Source organism: Hephaestia mangrovi (assembly GCF_019880555.1).
In the GTDB taxonomy this organism is placed as follows: Bacteria; Pseudomonadota; Alphaproteobacteria; order Sphingomonadales; family Sphingomonadaceae; genus Sphingomonas; species Sphingomonas mangrovi.
Window position 1 is genome coordinate 82639 of record NZ_JAINVU010000007.1, and the last position, 20252, is coordinate 102890.

The 20252-nt window shown below is 66.2% G+C and carries 15 protein-coding genes; 3 read left to right on the top strand and 12 right to left on the bottom strand.

The features are described from left to right. Positions 1-46 precede the first annotated feature (46 nt). Positions 47-2026 (top strand): serine hydrolase domain-containing protein, encoded by a 1980-nt coding sequence (locus K7G81_RS15095; protein ID WP_223031651.1) that lies wholly within the window; start codon positions 47-49, stop codon positions 2024-2026. After that, entirely contained in the window at positions 2026-3363 is a 1338-nt protein-coding gene (locus K7G81_RS15100; protein ID WP_223031652.1) for a peptide MFS transporter, read from the top strand. The genes K7G81_RS15095 and K7G81_RS15100 overlap by 1 nt, the downstream gene beginning before the upstream one ends. Here the strand turns inward: K7G81_RS15100 and K7G81_RS15105 are convergent. Both K7G81_RS15105 and K7G81_RS15110 read right to left on the bottom strand, forming a co-directional pair. Then, positions 3330-3608, bottom strand: coding sequence for an ACT-like domain-containing protein (locus K7G81_RS15105; protein WP_223031653.1), 279 nt, complete (start codon positions 3606-3608; stop codon positions 3330-3332). The genes K7G81_RS15100 and K7G81_RS15105 overlap by 34 nt on opposite strands. Then, positions 3605-4672 carry a Glu/Leu/Phe/Val family dehydrogenase gene (locus tag K7G81_RS15110; protein ID WP_223031654.1) on the bottom strand — a complete coding sequence of 356 codons (1068 nt, stop codon included), beginning with the start codon at positions 4670-4672 and terminating at the stop codon, positions 3605-3607. Before K7G81_RS15110 ends, K7G81_RS15105 begins: the two co-directional genes overlap by 4 nt. Positions 4673-4798: 126 nt before the next feature. On the opposite strand from K7G81_RS15110, the gene K7G81_RS15115 reads away from it, so the two are divergent. Continuing rightward, complete coding sequence (locus K7G81_RS15115; protein WP_223031655.1) at positions 4799-5266, top strand: Lrp/AsnC family transcriptional regulator; 468 nt, start codon at positions 4799-4801, stop codon at positions 5264-5266. A gap of 34 nt (positions 5267-5300) precedes the next feature. On the opposite strand, the gene K7G81_RS15120 is transcribed toward K7G81_RS15115, so the two are convergent. From K7G81_RS15120 to K7G81_RS15165, 10 genes are all read right to left on the bottom strand, one after another. Beyond that, positions 5301-6233 carry a Gfo/Idh/MocA family protein gene (locus K7G81_RS15120; RefSeq protein ID WP_223031656.1) on the bottom strand — a complete coding sequence of 311 codons (933 nt, stop codon included), beginning with the start codon at positions 6231-6233 and terminating at the stop codon, positions 5301-5303. A 20-nt stretch (positions 6234-6253) separates the two neighbouring features. Further along, positions 6254-6883 carry a 2-dehydro-3-deoxy-6-phosphogalactonate aldolase gene (locus K7G81_RS15125; protein ID WP_223031657.1) on the bottom strand — a complete coding sequence of 210 codons (630 nt, stop codon included), beginning with the start codon at positions 6881-6883 and terminating at the stop codon, positions 6254-6256. Further along, the gene (locus tag K7G81_RS15130) at positions 6880-7758 is read right to left on the bottom strand and encodes a 2-dehydro-3-deoxygalactonokinase (protein WP_223031658.1); all 879 of its coding nucleotides are present in this window, start codon (positions 7756-7758) and stop codon (positions 6880-6882) included. Before K7G81_RS15130 ends, K7G81_RS15125 begins: the two co-directional genes overlap by 4 nt. 4 nt (positions 7759-7762) lie before the next feature. Further along, positions 7763-9364 carry a sodium/sugar symporter gene (locus K7G81_RS15135; RefSeq protein ID WP_223031659.1) on the bottom strand — a complete coding sequence of 534 codons (1602 nt, stop codon included), beginning with the start codon at positions 9362-9364 and terminating at the stop codon, positions 7763-7765. A gap of 186 nt (positions 9365-9550) precedes the next feature. Further along, positions 9551-11281: an IlvD/Edd family dehydratase gene (locus K7G81_RS15140; RefSeq protein WP_439649557.1), complete on the bottom strand. Its 1731-nt coding sequence runs from the start codon at positions 11279-11281 to the stop codon at positions 9551-9553. A 281-nt stretch (positions 11282-11562) separates the two neighbouring features. Beyond that, a complete protein-coding gene (gene treF, locus K7G81_RS15145) occupies positions 11563-13197 on the bottom strand; it encodes an alpha,alpha-trehalase TreF (RefSeq protein WP_223031660.1) in 1635 nt (544 codons plus the stop codon). A gap of 71 nt (positions 13198-13268) precedes the next feature. Next, entirely contained in the window at positions 13269-15719 is a 2451-nt protein-coding gene (locus K7G81_RS15150) for a TonB-dependent receptor (protein ID WP_223031661.1), read from the bottom strand. Positions 15720-15871: 152 nt separating this feature from the next. Next, a complete protein-coding gene (locus K7G81_RS15155; protein ID WP_255587117.1) occupies positions 15872-18478 on the bottom strand; it encodes a TonB-dependent receptor in 2607 nt (868 codons plus the stop codon). Between the two features lie 145 nt (positions 18479-18623). Continuing rightward, a complete protein-coding gene (locus K7G81_RS15160) occupies positions 18624-19628 on the bottom strand; it encodes a FecR family protein (protein WP_223031663.1) in 1005 nt (334 codons plus the stop codon). Then, on the bottom strand, positions 19591-20112 hold the full coding sequence (locus K7G81_RS15165; RefSeq protein WP_255587118.1) for an RNA polymerase sigma factor: 522 nt from the start codon (positions 20110-20112) through the stop codon (positions 19591-19593). Before K7G81_RS15165 ends, K7G81_RS15160 begins: the two co-directional genes overlap by 38 nt. Positions 20113-20252: the final 140 nt, after the last annotated feature.

Consider the following 20252-nt stretch of genomic DNA (forward strand, 5'->3'; position numbering starts at 1 on the left):
TGCCGGCGCAGAGGCTGGCCATGTATAACGACATTCGGGGGTGACGATGCTGTTCAAACGCCTGATCCCGGCGATCGCTGCGCTGGCCGCGCTGGCAACGCCGATTGCCGCCCAAGTGCCACGCGCGCTCAACCCTGCGCAGCCGGCGCCCACCGCCGTGGCGCCGCTGCCGGCCAACCCGCCGACCACGCCCGCGCTGACCAAGACCGATGTCGACGCCTGGCTCGACGGCTTCGTGCCCTATGCGCTGAAGAACGGCGACATCGCCGGCGCGGTGGTCGTCGTCGTCAAGGACGGTCAGGTGCTCACCGAGCGCAGCTTCGGCTATGCCGACGTCAAGAAGCAGACGCCGATCGATCCCAAGACGACACTGTTCCGTCCCGGCTCGATCTCTAAGCTGTTCACCTGGACGGCGGTGATGCAGCTCGTCCAGGCGGGCAAGATCAACCTCGACGCCGACATCAACACCTATCTCGATTTCAAAATCCCCCCCGCTTTCGGCAAGCCGATCACGATGCGCGACCTGATGACCCACCGCCCCGGGTTCGAGGAATCGGTCAAGTACCTGATCAGCGAAGATCAAAAGCATGTCACGCCGCTGGACAAGGCGCTCAAGCGTTGGGTGCCGGCGCGCGTCTATGCGCCGGGGACGATTCCCGCTTATTCCAATTACGGGGCGTCGCTCGCGGGCTATATCGTCCAGCGCGTCTCCGGCCAGCCGTTCGACGATTATATCGAACAGCACATCTTCCAGCCGCTCGGCATGGCGCATTCGAGCTTCCGCCAGCCGCTGCCGCCCACCCTCGCGCCGCATCTCTCCGACGGCTACCAGCTCGCGTCGCAGGACCCGCACCCCTATGAGATCATTCCGCTGTCGCCCGCCGGCGCGCTGGCGGCGACCGGCGACGACATGGCGAAGTTCATGATCGCGCAGCTCAACCAGGGCGGCCCGCTGCTCGCGCCGCAGACGGCGCAATATATGCACAAGGTCAACGACACGCCGATTCCGGGCATGCCCGGCATGGCGCTCGGCTTCTATCATGAGGATCGCAACGGGCTGAACATCATCGGCCATGGCGGCGACACCGACTGGTTCCACTCCGACCTGCATCTCTATCTCGACAAGCACGTCGGCTTCTTCATCTCGCTCAACAGCCTGGGGAAGGACGGCAACGCGCACGTCGTGCTTGATCGCACCTTCGCCGGCTTTACCGATCGTTATTTCCCGCACCCGACGCCGCCGCTGCCGACCGCGCCGACGGCGCACGAGCATGGCCTGGCGATGGCCGGCAATTACATCAGCAGCCGCGGCTCCTACACCGATTGGGTGCGGGCGATCGCGTTTCTCAGCAACATCAAGGTGACGCTCAATTCGGACGACACGATCAGCGTGTCGGGGCTGACCACCCCCGCCGGCGTGATCAAGAAATGGCGCGAGGTGGCGCCGTGGCAGTGGCAGGAGGTCGGCGGCGACGACCGGCTGGGCGCGGCGGTGAAGGACGGCAAGGTAACGGCGATCGCGCCGGCCGGTTTCGCGCCGATCTTCGTCTTCCTGCCGGCGCCGTGGAACCTCAACGCCGCGTGGATGATGCCGCTGATGATCCTCGCACTGGCGATCATGCTGCTGACCGCGCTGACCTGGCCGATCCGGGCGATCGTCCGCCGGCGCTATGGCTATCAGTCGAGCGTGGCGGGACGGCGGCTGTGGCTCAACCGGGCGACGCAGGCGACCGCGTGGATCATGCTCGCCGTGCCGTTCGGCTGGATGATGATGATCCAGCTGCTCGGCGCCGATGTCGGCAATCTCGACGGGCGGCTCGATGGGTGGATGCGCATCCTCCAGTTGCTGTCGCTGGTCGGCATCGCCGGCACCGCGGCGACGTTGTGGAACCTCTATGAGAGCACGCGTCAGCCGCGCCGGCCGATCCTGTCGATCGTCTGGCTGGTGCTGGTGGCGCTGGCGGCCGTGTATCTGGTGTGGCTGATGCTCACGCTCAGGACGATCACGCCGTCGCTCAATTATTGATGGCGGAAGGGGCCGCCGCCTCGCTGGCCCCCGAGGCCGGGTCCCGGCGGACGCTGTTCGGGCATCCGCCGGGGCTGACAATCCTGTTCCTGACGCAAATGTGGGCCGAATTCTCCTATTACGGCCTGCAGGCGTTGCTGGTCTATTACATGACCGAGCGGCTCGGCTTCAGCCAGATGCGCTCGTCGCTGATCTACGGCACCTACGGCGCCGCCGCGTTCTTCACGCCGTTCTTCGGCGGCATCATCGCCGACCGCTGGCTCGGTCGCACCAGGAGCGTGGTGATCGGCGGGGCAATGATGATGGCCGGCCATTTCGCGATGGCGTTCGAGCCTTTGCTGTTTCCCGCGCTGGCGCTGGTGGCGCTGGGCAACGGGCTGTTCATTCCGCCGCTGGCGGTGCAGGTCGGCAGCCTCTACGCCGATGACGATCCCCGCCAGGCGCAGGCGTTCAGCGCTTACTATATGGGGATCAACCTGGGCGGGCTGCTCGCGCCGCTGGTGTGCGGGACGCTGGGCGAGGAATTCGGCTGGCATTGGGGCTTCGCCGCTGCCGGGATCGGCATGGGTGTCGGCCTGATGGTCTATCTTCGCTACCTGCGGCTGTTGCCCGGCGATCCGCCGGTCGCGCGGCGCGGCGCGGAGGCCGGGCCGCTTCCCGCACTGACCGCCGAGGACTGGCGCCACCTGCGCCTGTTGGTGGCGATGATCGCGGCGATCGTGCTGTTTCGCATCGCCTATGAACAGAGCGGCAATGTCATCGCCTTGTGGGTCGCGCACCAGACCGACCGGCATATCGGCGGGGGCCTCGAGATTCCGGCGACCTGGTTCCAGTCGATCAACCCGCTGCTGATCATCCTGCTCACGCCGGTGGTGATCCGCTGGTGGCGCCGCCGCGACCGGGGCAGTTCGCCGGCCGTGCTGTTCGCGCGGATGAGCCTCGGCTGCCTGATTGCGGCGCTGGCGATGGTGGTGATGGTCGCGGCCGGCGCGGTCAACGCCGCCACCGGCAAGCCGGTCGGCCCCGGCTGGGTGGTTGGCTATTTCGTGCTGCTGACGGTGGGCGAGCTCTATGCGATCCCCGTCGGCCTCAGCCTGATCGGCAAGCTCTCGCCGAAGCGGATCGCGGCGATGCTGATGGGATCGTGGTATATCGCCAAGTTCCTCGGCAGCCTGCTCGCCGGCGTGATGGGCGCCTATTGGGGCGTGCTGCCGGCGACCGGCTTCTTCGGGCTCGGCGCGGCATCGGTGTTCGCCGCCGCGATCGTCCTGCTGCTGATGAGCCGCGCCGAGGCTGCCCGCGATCAGGCCGGTGCCAGCGCGGCCGGCGCCAGATAGGCGAGCGGCACGCCATCGATCGTCACCGCTGCGACGCCGATGCAGCGCGCCATCTTTTCGGCGAGTTGCGATGCCGCCCGGGCATCGACGCTGGCGAGGTCGAGCGTGACGGTCATCTGCCGGCCGGCGATCGCCACGGCCATGCCGGGAGCCGCGAGATCACGCTGCGCGAACAGGCCGATCATCCGGCACAGCAGATCGGCACTTGAATCGGCCTCCACCGTCATGGAGTGACGCTCGCTCATGCCGCCTCGCACGCCCGGCCCGGCGCCGGCGCGACGAGCCGTTCGCGGGCCAGCGCATCGGCGCCGCGATGAGGGGCGAGGCCGTGGCGCTCGGCATGATCGAGCACGGCTGCCAGTCGCTGCCCGGTCGCTTCGACCCGCGCGGCGGCCTCGCTCGCGCTCCAGCCGAGATATTCGGCGGCGACGTTGATGATGCCGCCGGCGTTGACGACGTAGTCGGGCGCATAGAGCACGCCGCGATCGGCCAGCCGGTCGCCGTCCTGTGCGGTTGCCAGCACGTTGTTGGCACCGCCGCAGACCAGCTTTGCCTGAAGCCGGCGCGTTGCGCGTGCATCGATCACGCCGCCCAGCGCGCACGGCGCGAACACGTCGCAGCGCGCATCGAGAATGGCGTCGCGGCTCATGATCTCGGCGCCGTATCGGCAGGCAATCGCGGCAGCGACGCCGGGTCGCGGCTCGGCGACGATCAGCCGGGCGCCGGCTTCGTGCAGCAATGCGCACAATGCCGAGCCGACATTGCCGAGGCCCTGCACCGCGACCGTCAGGTCGTCCAGCCCGGTGCCGAACCGCCGCCGCGCCGCTTCGCGCATCGACAGGAACACGCCACGCGCCGTCCATGGCGACGGATCGCCGCCGGGGCGCCCCGCCACCGGCGCGAGCCCCGCGACGTGACGTGTTTCCTCGCGTGCCGCGGCCATGTCGGCGATGGTGGTGCCGACATCCTCGGCGGTGACATAGCTGCCGTCGAGTTCGGCAACGGCGCGGCCGAAGGCGCGGAACAGCGCGCGCCGATCGACGTCGCCTTCGGGAAGGTTGATGACCGCCTTGCCGCCGCCCAGCGGCAGATCGGCGAGCGCGTTCTTGTAAGCCATGCCTTCGGCCAGCCGCAACGCATCGTCGGTCATCGTCGCGCGGCTTTCATAGCGCCACAGCCGGCATCCGCCCGCCGCGGGGCCGCGCCGTGTCGAGTGCAGCACGATGACCCCCTCGAGTCCGCTCGTCGGATCGCTGATGACATGCACGGCCTCGGGCGTGCCGGCGGAGCCGTGGGGAATGTCGACCATCGTAATGCCTCCTTTTTGTCGAGGTCGTTCTGTCACGATCGAGGCGGCAAGAGTGATCGATCTTCCTTGATATGCGCTCAGGGATCGGTCAAATATTCCCAGCATTCGTCCATGAGGGGTTAAATCTTGTCGGTCGAACTCGATGGCTATGAGCGCAAGATTCTGCGCGCGCTTCAGGATGATGCCGGCGTATCGACCGCGCGCTTGAGCGAAATCGTCGGCCTGTCGCCCTCGCCGTGCTGGCGCCGGGTTGACCGGCTCGAGAAGGAGGGGGTCATCACCCGCCGCGTGGCATTGGTCGATCGCCAGAAGGTCGGCCTCAATGCCCAGATCTTCGCCCAGGTGAAACTCAACGCCCATGGCCGCGCCAATCTCGACGAGTTCGCTGCGGCGATCCGATCGTTCCCGGAAGTGCTGGAAGCCTATGTGCTGATGGGCGTATTCGATTTCATGCTGCGCATCGTCGCCGCCGATATCGACGCCTACGAGCGCTTCTTCTTCACGAAACTATCGAAATTGCCCGGCGTGCAGGAGATCAACTCGACCGTCGCGCTTTCCGAAGTGAAGGCGACGACGGCGCTGCCGATCGCTTGATCGCTTCGTCGTTGCCCACCCCTGACGGGATGCGTCAGAACTCGAAACGCGGCCCCGTTCGGCGCTCGGCGACGAGGAAGGCGTCTGCGACAAGCTGGAGCGGGCGAACGTCAACATCGCTCTCGCCCGTCGCGATCAGTTCGGCAAACCGCGCATAAAGCCGCGGATATTCGCGATCGTCGGCTTCTTCAGGCGCGCTGCCCGGCAGCGTCAGGATGCTGCCGCCCATCGACAGCGTCAGCGTGCCAGCATCGGTGTCGACCGCGATGTCCCAGGTCTGCGGGCCGGTCTGCAGGAAGTCGAAGGTCGCAACCACCGGCGCGGCGCCACTTTTCATCTCGAGCGCGGCGCGCAGTGGCGAGGCGCGGCCTTCGGGCACCTCCATCGTCGCCGCGTCGAGTACCAGCCCGTCCGGGAGGATGCGCGTTGCGATCGACAGTGCGTTGATGCCGGGATCGAATACGCCGAAACCGCCGGCCTCGAGGATCCACTCCTGTCCGGGGTGCCAGCGGCGGATATCTTCCTTCCAGTCGATCCGCACCGCCTGGATAGTCTTGCCGGCGAGCCAGTCGCGGGCCCGATCGATGCACGCCGCCTCGCGCGAATGCCAGGTTGCGAACAGCACCACGCCGCGCGCCTTCGCGCGCTCGGCAAGCGCCAGGATTTCCGGAACGGTCGCCGCCGGCGGCTTTTCGAGCATGACGTGAAGGCCAGCGTCGATTGCCGCCGCTGCCTGGCTGAAACGACCGCTGGGCGGCGTGCAGAGCGATACTGCGTCGAGATCGTGGCCACCGGCGATCATCGCGGCGATGTCGCCATGCCCCGGCACGCCGTCGAGCGTGGCGTTGCGGCTCGCGGTAGCGGCGAGCGTGAAACGGTCATTGGCGGCGATCGCGGGCAGATGCTGGTCGCGGGCAATCTTGCCAATGCCAACCAGGCCGAGGCGGATCGGGGGCGTGCTAGTCATGTCTTGATACCTCGAGCGGATCAGGGGTGGATCGCGGCGACGAACGCCGCGGCGGCCGCGGCCACCTCGGCGGCACTGCGCCCCGGTTTATAAAGCGCGGAACCGAGCCCGAAGCCAGCCGCGCCCGCCTTGCGCCAAGGTGTCATGTTGTCGGGCGTAATGCCGCCGACCACCAATATCGGCGTATCGCGGGGCAGCACGGCGCGTTGCGCCTTGAGCACCGCGGGCGTCGCGGCCTCGGCCGGGAACAGCTTCAGGCCGGTCGCGCCGGCCTTGAGCGCGGCGAAGCCCTCGCTTGGCGTGAAATAGCCGGGCAGCGTCACCATCTCGGCCTCGGCCGCCGCGGTGATGACCTGCGGATCGGTGTTGGGTGAGACGATCAAGGTGCCGCCGACCTCATGGACGGCACGGACCTGCGCGGTGTCGAGCACGGTGCCCGCGCCGATGATTGCGTCGCCGCCGAAGCGCCGCGCGATCGCCTCGATACTGGCAAGCGGGTCGGGCGAATTGAGCGGCACCTCGATCATCGAGAAGCCGGCGTCGATCATTGCGCCGGCGATCGCTTCGGCCTCGTGCGGTTCGATCCCGCGCAGGATAGCGACCAGCGGGCAGCGCGCCATCGCGGCGCCGAGCGTTTGACGGGCAGTCATCGAACAAGTCTCCACAATCGGGTGATGCCGGCGACGAAGGCATCGTGACTGTCGACCAGCACCGCAGTGCCGCCCGACGCCTCGATCGCCGCCGAATAGAGGGTGCCGAGCGCGGGATCGGCGAGCAGGTAAACCTCGGTGCCGGCACCGACCGCCTGCTCGCGAACGTCGCTGCCGATCAGCAACCCGCTGACATAAGCGGCAATCTCGCCACGGTCGCGCCGCCCGGTCAGCACGCTCGCCCGTGCGCCGAACAAGTCGCCGAGCAACGTGCGATTGGCAGCGGTGGCAACGCCATCGCGAAACGCGGCGCCATCGGCAACCTCGCCGGTCATGAAGTCGGCAAGCAGGCTGTGCTTCTTGAGATGCGAGAACAGCTCGCCGGTCATCGTGGTGCGGAAGCTGGCGATCCGGCCACCCGCCATCTGCGCCCATTTGCAATGCGTGCCGGGCTGGCAGAGCAGCGCATCACCCGGCGCGATGCCCGCCGCGACCGCGCCGAGCAATTGCACTTCCTCGCCGCGCATCACGTCGGCACGGGTCGCGTCGACGAAGCAGACGCCGGGGACGATCGCGGTGCGCTCCGGCTCGATCCATGTCAGCGCGTCGGCGAGATCGTCGAGGCCGGTGGGGCAGGGGCGATAGGCCGCCTCGACCCAGCCGCCGACCGAGCCGACCATGCCCGCGCACAGCATCGGCAGCTCGCCGAACCGCGCGCGGATCGCAGCCGCTTCGTCGGCGAACTGCCCGCGGCCGATCGCCATGATGCCGCGATCGTCGCGCTCGGTCGCGAGGACGCGCCCGTCCGCGGCGATCGCATAGACCCGCCGGTTGGTCGTGCCCCAATCGACCGCGAGAAATTCGGCGCCGCTCATCGGCTCACCACCATGTCGCGTAGAGGGCGACGAGGATCATCACCACCGCCGCGGCGGCGGCGTTGAATCCGGTCGAGGTCTTGTAATTGACGTTGGCCGTATCGATGCGATTGCGATTGGCGGCGTTGGGCCAGACCAGCGACATGACGACGGCGAGCGCCAGGGTGACGAAGAACGTGACCAGCATCCGGTTCATGAACGGGAAGTCTGGCGTGGCGAACTTCATCACCAGCGACAGGATGAACGAGCCGACCGCCGCGGTGATGGCGCCGGCTTCGCTCGCGCGCTTCCAGAACAGGCCGAGCAGGAAGATCACGGTGATGCCCGGCGTGAAGAAGCCGGTATATTCCTGGATGTACTGGAACGCCTGGTCCGAATGGCCGAGCAGCGGCCGGGCGGTGATCAGCGCCAGCGCCAGCGCGAGGCATGCGGTGATGCGCCCGACGAGCACGAGGTGGCGTTCGCCGGGCGTGGTTGCTTCGCTGCCGCCCATATCCTCGACGTTGCTCTTCTGGCCCTTGAACTTGGCATAGAGATCAAGCGTGAAGATCGTCGAGATCGAGTTGATCTTCGACGCCGTCGACGCGACGATCGCGGCGATCAGCGCGGCGAAGACGAGGCCCAGGATACCGGTCGGCAGCAGTCGCATCATCGTCGGATAAGCGTCGTCGGGCTTGGCGAGGTCCGGCGCCAGCAGCACCGCGGCGATGCCGGGAACGACGATCACCAGCGGCGTGATGAGCTTGAGGAAAGCGGCGAACACCACGCCCTTCTGCGCCTCGGGCAGGCTCTTCGCAGCCAATGCGCGCTGGATGATATACTGGTTGAAGCCCCAATAGCTGAGATTGGCGATCCACATGCCGCCGACCAACACCGAAATGCCCGGCAGATCGTTGAAATGCGGGTCCGACGGCGACAGGATCATGTTGAAGTGATCGGGCACACGCCGCGTCAGCTCGTGGAAGCCGCCGATCACGCTGCCATGGCCGATCGTCGTCAGCGTGATCCATGAAACCATCAGCCCGCCGAGCACGAGCAGGGTCACCTGAACGATATCGGTCAGCGCCACCGCCTTGAGGCCGCCGCGCAACTGGTAAAACAGCGCGAACAGGCCGAGGATCAGCAGCGCGACATTCTGGTCGATCCCTGCCACCTGCGTCACCGCGATCGAACCGAGCCAGATGATCGACGTCAGGTTCACGAACACGTACAGGCCGAGCCAGAAGATCGCCAGGATCGTCCGCGTCGTCGGCCCGTACCGCTGCTCGAGGAACTGCGGCATCGTGTAGATTTCGTTCTTGAGGAAGATCGGCAGGAAGAACTTGCCGACGATCAGGATGGTCAGCGCGGCCATCCATTCGTAGGACGAGATGGCAAGGCCGATCGCATAGCCCGATCCCGACATGCCGACGATCTGCTCGGCCGAGATATTGGCCGCGATCAGCGAGGCGCCGATCGCCCACCACGGCAGGTTCTTCGAGGCAAGGAAATAGTCGGTGGAGTTTTTCTCGTGCCCCGCCTTCTCGCGCGAGACGAACTGGGCCAGCCCGAATATCGCCACGAAATAGACGAGCACCACAACGATATCGAGCGTCGCCAATTGCATCCCGGGTTCCTTCCTGTCTCGACCGCTCTTGCCTCGGCTGCGCGGCGGCCCGTTATATCATTGGTCCGATTACACTAGTTCTCGAACGGGGACATCGTGGTCTCGATGCTGTCGGTATCGGACCAATCGCCGCCATGCCCGCCGTGATCAATGCGCACAAGTATCGTTTCGTCGCCCTCGCTCTCGTTAATGGCTGTCGCGTGGCAGGCCTCTGGTCTGCGCGATGCGCTGATATTTGACGGCAGGCTCTAGGATGGCGCCAGTATCGAACTGGCCGGTAATTCCGCGTTGGATTTCCTGCCAAGGCGTTTGCGACTGCGGTGTAACGGCTACTTCGACATCGGCAAGCCCGGCGCGGCGGCGATCGAGTTCGGCGTCGTCGACCAGCATGTCAGCGGTGCGGGTGTTGAGATCGATGCGGATGCGGTCGCCCGTCCTCAGCAGCGCGAGCCCGCCGCCGACGGCCGCCTCTGGTGCCGCGTTCAGGATCGACGGGCTGCCGCTGGTGCCTGATTGCCGTCCATCGCCGATGCAGGGCAGGGCATGAACGCCGGCACGGATGAGGGCAGCCGGAGGCACCATATTCACGACCTCGGCACCGCCCGGATAGCCGACCGGCCCGGCGCCGCGGATCACCAGCGTCGTCGTCTCGTCGATGCCGAGCGCGGGATCGTTGATGCGGGCGTGGTAATCCTCCGGCCCGTCGAACACCACCGCGCGCGATTCGAACGCATTGGCGTCGTCCGGGTTGGAGAGGAACCGCTGGCGGAATTCGTCGGAGATGACGCTGGTTTTCATTACAGCCGCATCGAATAGATTGCCCGAGAGAACCAGCAATCCGGCACGGGGTTTGAGCGGATCGGCCAGCGGGCGGATCACCCGCGCGTCGACGATCTGCGCCTCGCCGCAATTCTCCGCTGCGGTGGAGCCGTTGACCGATAGCGCGCTGCCATCGATCAGGTTGGCACGAAGGAGCTCACCCATCACCGCCGGCACGCCGCCAGCGCGATAATAATCTTCGCCCAGATACTCGCCCGCCGGCTGCAGGTTGACCAGCAGCGGCACGTCCGCGCCGTGCTCCTCCCAATCGGCAAGAGTCAGCTCGACGCCGATATGCCGCGCGATCGCGTTCAGGTGAATCGGCGCGTTGGTCGAGCCGCCGATCGCCGAATTGACCCGGATCGCGTTGAGGAAAGCGGCCCGCGTCAGGATATCCGACGGCTTACGATCGGCATGGACCATTTCGACGATCTGCTTGCCGGTGCGCCAGGCGCATTCCTGGCGGTCGCGATAGGGCGCGGGGATCGCCGCCGAGCCGGGCAGCGACATGCCGAGCGCCTCAGTCAGCGAGTTCATCGTCGTCGCGGTGCCCATCGTGTTGCAAAAACCCGTCGAGGGTGCCGACGACGCCACCAGCTCGATGAAGCCCTTATAGTCGATCTCACCGGCGGCGAGCATTTCGCGCGCTTTCCAGATAATCGTTCCGGAACCGGTGCGCTCGCCCTTGTGCCACCCGTTCAACATCGGGCCCACGGACAAGGCGATCGCCGGAATGTTGACCGTGGCGGCGGCCATCAGACAGGCCGGCGTGGTCTTGTCGCAGCCGATCGTCAGCACCACGCCGTCAAGCGGATAGCCGTAGAGCACCTCGACCAGGCTGAGATAGGCGAGGTTGCGGTCGAGCCCCGCGGTCGGGCGCTTGCCGGTTTCCTGGATCGGATGGATGGGAAATTCGATCGGGATGCCGCCCGCCTCGCGGATGCCGGCTTTCACTCGCTCGGCAAGCACGACGTGATGGCGGTTGCACGGGGCGAGGTCGCTGCCCGTCTGCGCGATCCCGATGATCGGCTTGCCGGACTGCAATTCCTCGATCGACAGGCCGTAATTGAGATATCTTTCAAGATACAATGCCGTCATGTCGGGGTTCGACGGATTGTCGAACCATGCCCGCGATCGTAATTTCGGCAAGCCGTCGCTCACAGCGCCCCCAATCTACCAGAAGGCACCCGACCGTCCTCGCGGCTGATCGGCAATGCCCAAACTGAACCACCCTTTAAACCCAACGGCCGGCTAGGACAATATATATACGATAAAAGAGCTTTGCGAGGCCGAGCACAGCCGCCAACCCTGAGAGAGCGGACGATTTCAGGTCGGATCGGCGGCGTGAGACGAGGCTATATGATCGCAGTCCGGCCCAATCATGGAGCCTTGGCATCGGGCAGATCGGCATCGGTGAGGCCGTAGCGTGCCATCATCGCCACGACCACGCCGTTGGTCCAGCCGAAGCCGTCCTGCACCGCATATTCGCCGCCGCCGCCGAGGCCGGGCTGCTCGATATCGTATTTCTCGATCACGCGGCCGGTGTGCCGATAGACGGCATCGACCGTGGCCAGCCAGCGTGTCGAAATCTTTTTCGCGAGATCCTTGGCGCCATAGCGATCGAGGCTGGCGGCGGCGATCCATTGCAGCGGCGCCCAGCCGTTGGGCGCATCCCATTGCTGGCCGGTGCGGTTGAGCGTCGTGCGCACGCCGCCCGGCGCGAGCAGCTTCGCCTGCGTGGTCGCGGCGACGGCATCGGCCTGGGCCTGAGTCGCGAGGCCGACGAACAGCGGATAGAGCGTCGCGGCGGACAGCACGGAGGTCGGCTTGCCGGTGGTACGGTCCCAATCGGCGAAGCGGCCTTGATCCTGCACCCATAGATATTTGGTGATCGCCGCCTTCCGGCGATCGGCGCGGGCGGCGAAGTCGCTCGCGCACGCCGTGTCGCCCGCGGCCTGGCAGCGGCGGGCAATCGTCTTTTCCATCGCCCAGAGCAGACTGTTGAGATCGGCCGGCACGATATCGGTCGTGTCGATCGTCGTCAGCGTCTTGCCATCGCGAAGGAAGCGCGAGCCGAAATCCCAGCCGCTCTCCGCGCTGGCGCGCAGGTCGCGATTGACCTCGGCCGCCGGGCGGGGCGCCGCAGCGGCGGCCGTGGCGATATCGGCGGCGTAGGATTCGTCGCGCGGGGTGTCGCGCGCGTCCCAATAGCGGTTGAGCAGGCTGCCGTCGGGCATTCGCACGACGTGCTGGCAGGCGCCCGAAGCGTCTAGGCAAGTGGTGCCCGCCATCCAATAATCATATTCGCTGCGCAGCGCCGCAAGACGGCGCTTGGCGACGGCGGGATCATGATTGTCCGAGAGATCGAGCATCAGCGCGTAGAACGGCGGTTGCGAGCGCGAGAGATAATAAGTGCGCGTGCCATTGGGGATATGCCCGTAGCGCTCGATCAGCGACGTGAAATCGTCGAGCATCGATTCGAGCAGCGGCTGCTGGCCGTCGAGCTTGAGGCCGAGCATCGTGAAATAGCTGTCCCAGTAATAGATTTCCTGGAACCGCCCGCCGGGTACGACATAGGCCGATGGCAGCTGAATAGCGGACGAGCCCGGCGTCACCGCCAGCGGCGCGCGCGCCAGCGCCGGCCACAAGGCGCGGATGTGCGCATGAAGGCCGATATCCTTCGGCGGCGGCGCATCCTGCGCGACGAAATGGCGGGCGACGAACGCGGCGAGCGCGTCTTTGCCCCGGGGATTCTCCTGGCGATACGCCGCGATGATCGCGTCTGGCGATTGCAGCGGGACCGTGTCGGCGAAGGTCTTGTTGTCGGGGAAGACGTGGGCCAGTTCGACGGCGCGATAGAGCGGGCCGAAGATATCTTCCGGTGTCCTGGCGTCGGCCGAGACCTGCAGGACGCGCTGTGCAGGGGTTTGCTGCGGCCGCGCAGCGGCGGGCGACAGTGGCATGGCAAGCGCAGCGAACGCCAGCAATCGTGCCTTGCGCGCAATCGGAATCATCGTGTCGGGCCCCTGTTGAATTCGACAAAAAAGGCCGGGGCGGGAAGGTGCCCCGGCCGAGAGGGAGGGTATCAGAATTTGACCGCCGCGGTGATCGTCGCGTGCCGCCCGAAGATCGGCCGGCCGAGGAAATAGCCGTTGGTATTGGCCGAGCCGACGGTGCGGATATTGCCTTCGGTCAGCGCCAGCGTGTTGGTCACGTTCTCCACCGTCGCCTGGATCGAGAAGCTGTCGTTGATGTCGATCGACGCGCCGAGATCGAGCGTGTCGTAGCTGCCGAGCTTCTGCTGGTTCTCACGATCGGCATAGCGATCGCCGACATGCGTATAGGTGCCGAACAACCGCGCACGGCCCCAGTCGGTGTCGAAGGTGTAGGACGGCGTCACCGCGGCCAGGAAACGCGGCTGGCGGTTGACGTCGTTGCCGGTATTGTCGCCGAAATCCTTGAACTTGCCGTTCTGGATGACGCCGTGGGCGGCGACCTGGAACCCGCGCACCGGCCGCACCGCGCCATCGAACTCGAGGCCATAAGCGCGCGAGCCGCCGAACGCGGTGACGTTCTGCTCGACACCGTCGATCACCTGGATGTCCTGGAAGAACAGGTTGTGGAAGCGGTTGTAGAAGCCGGTGAGATAGAGATCGTAGAGCCCTGTCGAGGTCTTCACGCCCACCTCATACTGCTTCACCTTCTGCGGCTTGATGTCCTCGAGCGAGCCCAAATTGCCGCGCAGATCGTCGAACTGCGGCAGCAATGCGCCGCTGTTGGCGCGCACGAACACGTTGAGGTTCGGCGTGATCGAATAGAGCGCGCCGGCCGTCCACGAAACCTGCGTCTTGTGATAGCTCGCGGTGGTGTAGGTGCCGTTCAGATAGGTGGCGTTGTTGTTGTACGCGGTCAGCGGATTGCCATCGAGGTCGCCGGTCGAGCTGTTCTCGAACACCGTGTGCAGCTTGGTGCGCTCGACGCGAACGCCGCCATCGAGGCGGAAAGCGCCGATTTTCCATTCGTCGGTCACGTAACCGGCGATATTGTTGCTGCGATAGCGCGCGTTGACGTCATAGCTGTTGCCGGACGTGAAGCCGTCGCGGGTCAGGATCGTGCCGTTGTCGAGGCTGGCGTTGAGCACACGCGCCTGCGGCTCGAGCGCGAGCAGGATGTTGTTGCCGAGGTTCCACTGGTCGTGGTCGTGGACGTTGGCATAATAGCCGCCGAGTGTCAGCGTGTTGCCTTCGAAGATTTCCTTCGACAGCTTGAGCTCGTCGGTGAAGCTGCGAATATGCTTCCTGACCGCCCAGATGCCGCCCTGGATCGTTTCCTGGTCGGGTGACAGCGCGGCGCCGCTATCCGCATAGGTAACGGTGCCCGGCCCGCCCGCGGCATCGAGATATTCCGATACGGTCTGCGGGTTGCTGCCGGTGAACAGCGCGAAGGTGTTGGCGTCGCCCTTCGAGAAGTTCATGTTGTTCTGCACCTGGAAGGCGCCGAAATCGTAATTGAAGGTGCTGCCGAACGTATAGATCTTGGCGCCGCGGCCGTTGGATAGGTCTACGCTCGACTTCTGCGTCGGGCCGCCGGCAACGCTCGGGCCGACCTCGATCTGGGTATGCTCGATCTCCTTGCCGACCAGCGTGTCGTCACGCGCGTCGAAGCCGGGGAAGGTGTGGAACTTGCCCTTGGCATCCTCGACCAGCGGCATCGGCGTGTAGAAAGCGTTCTTGTCGTCGAGATAACGGCCATAGACGCTGACCTCGCCGTCGGCGAACTTGTGCGTCAGGTTGGCGGTGATCTGCCCGCCGAGATCGCCGGTGAAGCCGGTGTGGCGCAGCCCCTTGCTGTAGCGATAGAAGCCGCCGATCATGTAGGTGGTGTTCTCGTCGATCGGGCCCTGCGCCACGAAGTCGCCGCGATACTGGCCCTCGGTGCCATAGGTCGCGCGCAGGCTGAGGTGCGGCGTCTGGGTGCCCTTCTTCAGGATGAAGTTGACGGTCGCGCCGGGCTGGCCGTTGGCGAAGATCGGGCTGGGACCGCCGCGCAGCACCTCGACGCGCTCGACGGTGTCGTCGATGCGGAACACCGAGCTGTCCTCCAGGAACGACAGCGACGACGGCGCGATGATCGGCGAGCCGTTCATCTCGACCGTCAGGAACGGCGCGTCGCCGGTCGACGGGAATCCGCGGATGAAGACGTTGGCGCCGGTGACACCGCCCGAGGATTCGGTCCAGACACCGGGAACGATCTTGAGCAGGTCCGCGGTCGAGGTCGGCTGCACCTGGCGGATCTGCTCGGCATTCGCCGAGGAGATCGAGAAGCTGGCGTCGAGCTTGCGGATGCCGGCGCGATCTGCGGTGCCGGTGACGATGATGTCCGGCGCCGTTGTCTGGGCCGGCGGCGCGGCTTCGGCGGCTGGCGCGGGTTGGGTCTGCGCCGGTGTCGTGGCGGCATCCTGCGCGAAAGCCGGCGTCGCGAGCGCGGTACCCGACAATAGCGCTATCAGCGCCGTGGCGGTTTTGGCGTGGGTCATGTCAATTCCTTCCTGTGAATTTTGTATTCATTGGGCGTGCGTCGAGCCGTTCGGCGAAGCAGGGGCTTCGTCGACGGGTGAGGATCAGCGGTGCGTGCGGCCGGGGCCGGTCAGGGCGGGCTGCGAGGCGAAGCCTGGCGAAAGGTCATCGTCTAGAATCCATAACTCGCACTCAGCTGCAGCGAGCGACCGAGGATCGGACGGCCGAAGATTGCGCCATTGCCCTGCGGGCCGAGCATGCGCGGATTACCTTCAGTCAGACCGATCGTGTTGGTGAGGTTGGTGGCATTGGCCTGGATGCGCAGGCGCGATGTCAGCTCGATCGAAGCGACCGCGTCGAGCGTGTAGAAATGCGGCAGCACCTGCTGGTTCTGCACATCGGAGAAGCGGGCGCCCATATAAGCCAGCGTCAACGAGGCGCGGGCCTTGCGGCCGGCGATCTCGGTTTCGTAAGCCGGTGTGAGCCGCCATTGCCATTCGGGCTGGCGCTGGACGCGGTTGCCGCTGAGATCGGTGGTGCCGCGGTCGGTGAAGAAGTCGTGATAGCGCGCGTCGAGCCAGCTGCCCGAGAAGGCGATCGAGACATGTGCAGCGGGATGCGCCTCGCCCTCGAGCTCGATGCCGGTCGCCCGCGCGCCGCCGACCGAGGCGAGCGGAGCGCCATTGGTAATGACGGTCGTGGCCAGCCCGTGAAAGCGGTTGTGGAACAGGGTGGCGTAGAGGCTGATCGGACGGCTGGTGAGCTTCGCCCCGCCCTCATAGGTGTCGATGCGGGGAGCAACGTCGAGGCCGTCGCGCAGATTATCGAAGAACGGAAAGCTGTGGCCGCGGCTATAGCGGGCGAAGACCGATAGATGGCGGCCCAGGTCGTCGTTGATGCCGGCGGTCCACGACCATGCGTGATGGCGATAGCGCAATTTCGACCACTGCCCGTCGAGCACCATATCGCCATTGTCGTAAAGCGTCGCGGGATCGCCATCGAGGCCGCCGGACCCCGCCGGTGCGCTGTCCTCGATCGTGCCGTCGGCGCGGTGATCCTGATAGCGCACGCCGCCATCGATGCGGATCTGGTCGTTCACCTGCCATTCGTCGACCGCGTAGAAGGCGGTGTCGCGGCCGACATAATCGGCATTGACCCGGAAGCTGGCGCCGCTGGAAAAGCCGTCGCGCGTCACCACGCGGCCGTCGGCGAGGGTCATGTTCAGGCGATGCGCGTGCGGCGTGGCGGTGAGCAGCAGGTCGTTGCCCGTGTTCCAGTGATCGCGCGAGGAAAAGCGCGTGGTGTAAAGGCCGATGGTCGCCTTGTGACGCCCGGTCTTCCATTCGATCGTCGCGTCGTTGACATAAGCCGCTATGCGCTTGCGCACTTTCCACACGCCGGCTTCGACCACTTGCTGATTGGGCGAAACGGCGTCTCCGTTCGCTGCGTTGGTCAAAGATCCGATCGAGCCGCCGAGCGCGGCGGCATAGGCGGCGGCACTCTTGGGCGGCACGTCGCTCGAGACCAGCCCGGTGGTATCGGCATGGCCGCCGAGCCAGCTCAGCTTGTCACGTACCGTGACGCCGTCACTGACGTGAAGCTCCAGATTGCCGCCGATATTGCCGATCCGCGCGCCGCGGCCGTCGTCGAGGTCATAGGCCTCGCCGTCGTTGAGCACGCCGCGCCGCGTATCGGGGCCGGCAAGCGTTCCGCTACCGGCGTCGAAACCGGGATATGCGCCGATGTGCGTGCCGTGTTGCTCGACCGGGATCGGCAGCAGCCATTGGCTGCGATCGTCGAGGTAGCGGGCGAAGACGAAAGCGGTGCCATCGGCGAAATCGTGTCGCAGGTTGGCGGTGATCTGCCCGCCGCGATCGGCGGCATAGCCGGGGGAGCGGATGCCGCGCCCGCGCGAATAATAGCCGCCGGCCAGGAATTGGGTGTCGGGGCCGAGCGGGCCCGAAACATAGCCGTCGCCGCGCACCTCGCCATCATCGATCACGCTCGCCTTGGCGAGCCCCTGCAGCGTCCGTCCGCCCTCGCGCTGCACGAGGTTGATCGTGACGCCGGGCTGGCCGGAAGCGAACAGCGAACCGGTGCCGCCGCGTACGGCTTCCACCTGCGCGATCGTCTCGTCGATGCGATAGAGTTGCGAATTTTCCAGGAACGACAGGGTCGCCGGCGGGAAAAACGGCACGCCATCAGTCTGGAACGTGACATATTCGGCGTCGCCGCCCGACGGATAGCCACGCACGAAGATGTTGGCGCCGTTCTTCCCGCCCGAGGTCTCGACGGTAAGGCCGGGCACCAGCTTGAGCACGTCGGCGGTGCTCGCCGGCGCCAGCCGTTCGATCTGATCGGCATCGATCGTCGTCACAGCGAACGCCGCTTCCTGGCGCAAGCTGCCGCCGCCGGCGGTGCCGACCACGACGATATCGGGCGGCGGCGACGCGGGTTGCAGCGACGGCGCCGGCGCGGGAGAGGGGAGGGCGGGTTCAGCCACGCGATCCTCGACCAACAGATATGCGCCGCCCGGTGCCCGGCGCGAATGAAAGCCGGTGCCCGCGAGCAACTGCCGCAAGGCGTCGTCCGGATCGATCAGGCCATGCACCGGCGACGCGCGCCGGCCCCGCACGTCGAACGGCGAAAAGAGCAATTGCCGCTTGCTCTGCCGCGCAAACAGGGCGAGCGCGTCGGCGAGCGATGCTTTCGGGATATCGAACCGCACGGCGGGCGCCGCGCGGACGGGTGTTCCCAGGGCGAGGGCGACCAGCATCATGCCGCGCAGCGTGCGCCGATATCGACATGATCCTTCCCTTCTCCCGTTGTACGCCGTCATCCGCGGCGCTTCCAACAGGACAAGACGCACTGATTTCGGTAACCCGAACCTGGCGGGCGAAATTTTTTCCGACGTCGGCGCGCGATCATCGCGAGGCGATGACGACGCCCGCCAGATCGTCCCGTTTTACTCGAACCGGGAAGCCGGTCTTCAGGGCATCGACAAAAGCCGGGCTTTCCGTCGGCTTGAACGCGCCGCTGATCCGCAAATCGGCGATCGTGCCGTCGGCGATCCGGATCGGCCGGTGCCGATATCGGTTGAGCTCCTTCGCCGCCGCCATGACGGGCACGTTATCGAATTGCAGCATGCCGTTGTGCCACCCGATGAAGGTCGCCGGGTTCGCGAGCTTGCGGATCGCCACTTCGTTGGATTGCACGGCGAGCAGGTGACCGGCCGGTGCGGCGATCGCGCCGCCCTGCGCCGCGCGGCCGGCAAGCGCGATGGTGCCGTCGACGGCAAAGGCGCGGACGAGGCCGCGATCGGCACGCACATCGAACGTGCCGGAGCGGGCCGTCATTTCCAGCCCGTTGGCGGCGATCACGAACGGCGCCGCCGACGGCGCGAGATCGAACCAGGCTTGCCCCGTCAGCTTCACCTTGCGCTCGCCGCGATCGAACAGCAGGGTGAGCGCGCTGGCGGTGTCGAGCGTCACGCGCGAGCCATCGGGCAGGGTAACGTCGGCGCGCTGGCCGACATCGGTCTTGAATGTCTCGCCGGCCGGCCGTTCGATCGACGGAGCCGCGGCCAGCTCCTTGATGCCCAAGGCAGCCAGCGGTGCGCCGATGCAGAGCAACGCGCCTGCCGCGATCGTCTTGCCGCCGATACGGAAGCGCGGTTTGCGATAAAGCGTCGCGCGCGCCAGCGTTTCGTGGCGCAACGCAAGCAGATCGGGATCGTCCGCCAGCGCCGCGGCAGCCTCGCGCGCCGCGCTTACCCGGCGATAGGCATCGTCATGGGCTGGATTGCTGGCGCGCCATTCCTCGAAGCCGCGCGCATCGGGGGCGTCGCGCAGCCGTTCATGCCAGCGGGCGGCTTCGGCAAGGATCGCGGAATCAGTAATTGCGCCAATCCTCCAGCGCGGCGGTGACATGCGCCAGCGCCTTCGCCTGTTGCTTTTCCGCCGCCCTTGTCGAGATCGACAATGCGCGCGCGACATCGGCCATCTTCATTCCCTCCAGCACGCGCAGCACGAAAACATCCCTCTGGCGCTCGGGCATTTCGCTGAGCACCGCACGCAGCCGCATCGCCGCCTGCCTACCTGCCAAGACGCGATCGGCGGGAATCTCCGAACTTGCAAGCAGATCTTCCTCGGGCAGGGGATCATGCAAACCGGCACTGCGCACCGCCGCGCGCCGCGCGCGATCGCGAAGCACATTGGCGGCCGTGACGAACAGGAAATGCTCGGGCTTCTCGACCGCGGCCGGATTGGGCATCCGGCTCAAGCGGAGGAACACTTCCTGGACGAGATCGGGCACGTCGGCGGGTTCGCGCACGCGCCGCGCGAAGTATCGGCCGAGCGCGTCGCGATAGCTGGTCGCCATGCGCGTCAGCGCCGCGTCGCGCGAGACCGCCATTGCCGACACCGTTCGAGATCGCGCCTTCCCCATCATCTCCCGTCGTTCAATCTTATCGTTCACGTTTTGCCGGCGGGCCGGCACGCGTGGAATAGTCTACGATAGCGGGATCGCGACTACGAACCTAGTCCCCCGGATAC